Consider the following 5,058-nt stretch of genomic DNA (forward strand, 5'->3'; position numbering starts at 1 on the left):
GCCCAGGAGGCGGGCTGGACGACATCGACCCGGTCCAGGCCCGGTGCGCCGTCCTCACCACGGAGCACGGCCGTGAGCGACCAGTCCACGAAGGGCGCCAAAGCCGTCTCGCACTCGGTGATCACCCGCGCGAACTCCGGCGAGGAGTCGAGCAGCCCCGCCGCCATGCCCACCCACTGCGAACCCTGCCCGGGGAACACGAACACGACGGGCGCACCGGAAGCGCGGCCCGGCTTCGCACCGGAGACGGCCGCCGCCACGGCGTCCACCTCGCGGGAGGCCAGCGCGTCCAGACCGGCGAGCAGCCCCTCACGGCCGTCGGTGCCGGGGACGACGGCCCGCGACTCGAAGGCGGACCGCCCGGTGGCCAGGGAGAGCGCCACGTCGGCGGGGGTCAGCTCGGGCCTCGCCCGTACGTAGGTGGCCAGCTGTCCGGCGGCCTGCGCGAGCGCGTCCGCCGAGCGCGCGGAGACCAGCCACGGAAGACCGGTGTCCCGCAGCGGTACGGGCGCGGTCTCCTCGGTGGCGGGCTCGGCCGGTGCCTCCGCGAGGATGACGTGGGCGTTGGTGCCGCTGATGCCGAAGGACGACACACCCGCGCGTCGCACCCTGCCGTCCGTGGTGGGCCAGGAGCGCGGTGCGGTCAGCAGCTCGACGCCGCCGGTGTCCCAGTCGACCAGCTCGCTCGGCCTCGTCACGTTGAGGGAGGCGGGCAGCTCGCCGTGGCGCAGGGCCATGACCATCTTGATGATTCCGCCGACTCCGGCCGCAGCCTGGGCGTGTCCCAGGTTGGACTTGAGGGAGCCGAGCAGGAGCGGCTGTCCGTCCCGCTCGGTGCCGTACGTGGCGAGCAGTGCCTGCGCCTCGATCGGGTCACCGAGGACCGTGCCGGTGCCGTGCGCCTCGACGGCGTCGACACCCGAGAAGGTGATACCCGCGTCCTGGACGGCGGCGCGGATCACCCGCTCCTGGGCCGGACCGCTCGGGGCGGTCAGTCCGTTGGAGGCGCCGTCCTGGTTCACCGCCGAGCCGGCCACCACCGCCAGCACCGTGTGGCCGAGGCGCCGGGCGTCCGACAGCCGCTCGACCACCAGCACGCCGACGCCCTCCGCCCACGCCGTACCGTCGGCGTCGGCCGAGAACGACTTGCAGCGGCCGTCCTCCGCGAGGCCCCGCTGACGCGAGAACTCGATGAAGGTGTTCGGGGTGGACATCACCGCAGCGCCGCCCGCGAGGGCGAGCGAGCACTCGCCGGACCGCAGGGCGCGTACCGCCAGGTGGAGGGCGACCAGGGACGACGAGCACGCCGTGTCCACGGTCAGCGCCGGGCCCTGCAGGCCGAGCGTGTAGGCCACCCGGCCGGTGGCGACGCTGCCGGCCGTGCCGGTCAGGAAGTGCCCCTCGGCCTCCTCCGGAAGCCGGCCGCCACCGCCGTAGTCGTGGTACATCACCCCGGCGAACACACCGGTGTCGCTGCCGTGCAGCGACCCGGGGGCGATGCCGGACCGCTCCAGGGCCTCCCAGGACACTTCGAGGAGGAGCCGCTGCTGCGGGTCCATGGCCAGCGCCTCGCGCGGCGAGATCCCGAAGAAGGAGGGATCGAACTCGGCGGCCTCATGGAGGAACCCGCCCCGGCGCACATAGGACGTGCCCGAGTGGTCCGGGTCCGGGTGGTAGAGGCCTTCGAGGTCCCAGCCACGGTCGACCGGGAAGCCGGAGATCACGTCGCGCTGCTCGGCGACGACCCGCCACAGCGCCTCGGGCGAGTCCACGCCGCCCGGGAATCGGCACCCCATGCCGACGATCACGATCGGATCGTCGTCCGTACGCGGTGCGACCACGACGGGGGCTGCGGGCTGCGGGGAGGCGCTCTCGGCGCGTTCGCGCGCGAGCGCGAGCGTGAAGTCGACGACGGCGGCCGGTGTGGGGTGGTCGAAGACCAGGGTGGCCGGGAGACGCAGTCCGGTGGCGGAGTTGAGACGGTTACGGAGCTGCACCGCGAGCAGCGAGTCGACGCCGAAGCTCTTGAACGGCTGGTCCGGGTCGATCCCGTCCGCCGAGTCCCGGCCGATGACGGCGGCGAGCTGGGCGTGCACGAGGTCGGCCAGCAGCAGGCGGCCCTCGTCCTCGGACAGCAGGCCGAGCTTGCGGCGCAGACCGGACTCACCGGCGCGCCGCTTGGGGACCCGTACCAGCGAGCGCAGCACCGGGGACAGGGTGCCGGAGAGCGCGTCGGAGCGCAGTGCGGCAGGGTCGAGGCGGGCCGGTACGAGCAGCGGGTTGTCGTCGGCCAGCGCCCGGTCCAGGAGGGCGAGGCCCTGCTCGTTGGAGAGCGGGGAGATGCCCCGGGTCGACAGGGTGTCGTCGTCCAAGTGCCCGGTCAGAACGGTGCGTTCGGCCCAGAGGCCCCAGGCGAGGGAGGTCGCGGGGCGGCCGGTGGCGCGGCGGCGGGCGGCGAGCGCGTCCATGAAGACGTTGGCCGCGGCGTAGTTGGCCTGACCCGGGTTGCCGAGGACGCCCGCCACCGAGGAGAACAGGACGAAGGCCACGAGGTCCTGATCGGCGGTCAGTTCGTCGAGGGAGGCGGCGGCGTCCACCTTGGGCCGCAGCACGGCGGCGAGCCGGTCCGTGGTCAGCGACTCGACCACACCGTCGTCGAGCAGACCCGCGGTGTGCACGACGGCGGTGAGCCGCTCACCGGCGAGCAGCCCGGCGAGCGCGTCGCGGTCGGCGATGTCGCAGGCGGCGAGAACCACCTCCGCACCCAACTCGTGCAGTTCGGACGCGAGTTCCGGCGCTCCGGGGGCGTCGGGGCCGCGACGGCTGACGAGCAGCAGGCGGCGGGCGCCGTGCTCGGTGACCAGGTGCCGTGCGACGAGTGCGCCGAGGACACCGGTTCCGCCGGTGACCAGCACCGTGCCGTCCGGGTCGAGACCGGAGGCGCCGACCGGTTCCGCGGGGGAGCTGTGCCGGACCAGCCGGGGGGTGAGGACCGTCCCCGCCCGCAGGGCGAGCTGCGGCTCGGTGAGCACGGCCCCGGGTGCGGTGCCGGTGGGAAGCGCGGTGTCCGAGTCCAACAGGACGAAACGGTCAGGGTGTTCGGACTGGGCCGTACGGATGAGGCCCCACACGGTGGCCTGGGCGGGGTTGGTGACCTCGGGGCCCGCGGCGCCCTCGGTCAGTACGAGCAGACGGGAGCCGGCGAAGCGGGCTTCGGCCAGCCAGTCCTGGACCAGCCCGAGCGCCCAGCGCGCCGCCTCGTGGGCGTCCCCGGCGAGGCCGGTTCCGGTGCCCTCGGAGTCCTGCGTCGAGCCCGGACATCGTACGGCGACGATCCGGGGCGCCGGATCCTGGACCTCGGCCAGGTCCGCGACCGTACGCACCTCGATGTCGGCCGCCCCGGCCGGGACCGGCTGCCATTCCAGGCGGAACAGCGAGTCGGTTCCGCGTCCGGCGGTCAGGTCGGCGGTGAACGGCCGCATCGTGACGGACTCCGCGGACAGCACCGGCTTCCCCGAGCCGTCGGTCACCCGCAGCCGCACCCCGTCACCGTCCCGGGCGCTCAGCCACACCCGGAGGGCGTCCGCGCCCTCGCTGTGGCCGGTGACGCCGGACCAGGAGAAGGGCAGGACGGTGCCGCCGTCCTCGCGGAGCAGACCGACCGCGTGCAGGGCCGCGTCGAGCACCGCCGGGTGCACCCCGAAGGATGCGGCGTCCAGCTCGGCGGGCAGGCTCACCTCGGCGAAGACGTCTCTGCCGGCGCGCCAGGCGGCGCGCAGACCCTGGAACGCGGGACCGTAGTCGTAGCCCGCCTCCGCCAGGGTGTCGTAGCGGGTCTCCACGTCGATCGGCTGCGCACCGGCCGGCGGCCACTCGACGAGGTCGAAGTCGACGCTTTCGTCGTCGATGTCGAGCAGGGCCACGGCGTGCCGGGTCCACGGGGCGCTCGGGTCGGCGTCCTGCGGTCGGGAGTGCACGGCCAGTTCACGCTGTCCGTTGGCGGTCGGCGGTTCGACGACCAGCCGGAGCTGGACGGCCTCGTCGGGCGGCAGTACCAGCGGTGCCTGGAGGGTGAGTTCGGTGAGGCGCCGCCAACCGAGCCGGGTGCCGACGGCCATCGCGAGTTCGAGGAACGCGGTGCCCGGCAGCAGTACGGTGCCGAGCACCGCGTGATCGGCGAGCCAGGGCTGTGTGTCCAGGGCGAGCCGCCCCGTGTACACCAGCCGGTCCTCCTCGACGAGTTCGACCACGGCGCCGAGCAGCGGGTGCCCTGCCGAGGTCAGCCCGAGCCCGCGGGCGTCGGTCGACGCGGGCGCGGTGTCCAGCCAGTAGCGCTGCCGCTGGAACGGGTACGAAGGGAGTTCGACCGTACGGGAGCGGTACGGGGCGAGGACCGTCGGCCAGTGCACGGACACACCGTGGGACCAGGCTTCGGCGGCGGACTGGACGAAGCGCTCCAGGCCGCCCGTGTTGCGGTACAGCGTGCCGACGACCGCACCCGTGTCGCCCAGCGTCTCGGCGATGCCCGAGACGAGGACGGGGTGGGCGCTGATCTCCACGAACACCATCTCGGGGGAGGCGAGATGCTCGACGACCTCGGCGAGCCGCACCTTGCTGCGGAGGTTGCGGAACCAGTAGGCCCCGTCCAGTTCGGCGGTGTCGATGACACCGCCGGTCACCGTGGAGTGGAACGCGATCCGGCCCGAGCGCGGGGTGACGTCAGCGAGTTCCCCGGCGAGGGTCTCGCGGATCTCGTCGACGTGCGGGGAGTGGGAGGCGTAGTCCACCGGAACACGCCGCGCCCGCACGCCCGTCGACTCGCACCGGGCGAGGAGTTCGTCGAGGGCTTCGGGCTGTCCGGCGACCACGGTCGAGAACGGACCGTTGACGGCGGCCACGGAGATCCGGCCGGTCCACGCGGTGAGGAGATCCTCCGCCTGCGCTTCCGGCATCCCGAGCCAGGCCATGCCGCCGCCGCCGGAGAGGACGCGGAGTGCCTTGGAGCGGAGGGCGACGACGCGGGCGCCGTCCTCGAGGGTCAGTCCGCCGGCGACGACG

1 protein-coding gene is annotated in these 5,058 nt (G+C 73.9%); it reads right to left on the reverse strand.

Going from position 1 to position 5,058, the window contains the following annotated elements; all coding sequences use genetic code 11:
- On the reverse strand, positions 1-5,058 hold a 5,058-nt coding region (locus ABT154_RS33820; protein ID WP_351862212.1), incomplete at both ends, for an SDR family NAD(P)-dependent oxidoreductase.

The sequence above is a fragment of the Streptomyces sp. NPDC001728 genome (genome assembly GCF_040297565.1).
GTDB lineage: Bacteria > Actinomycetota > Actinomycetes > Streptomycetales > Streptomycetaceae > Streptomyces.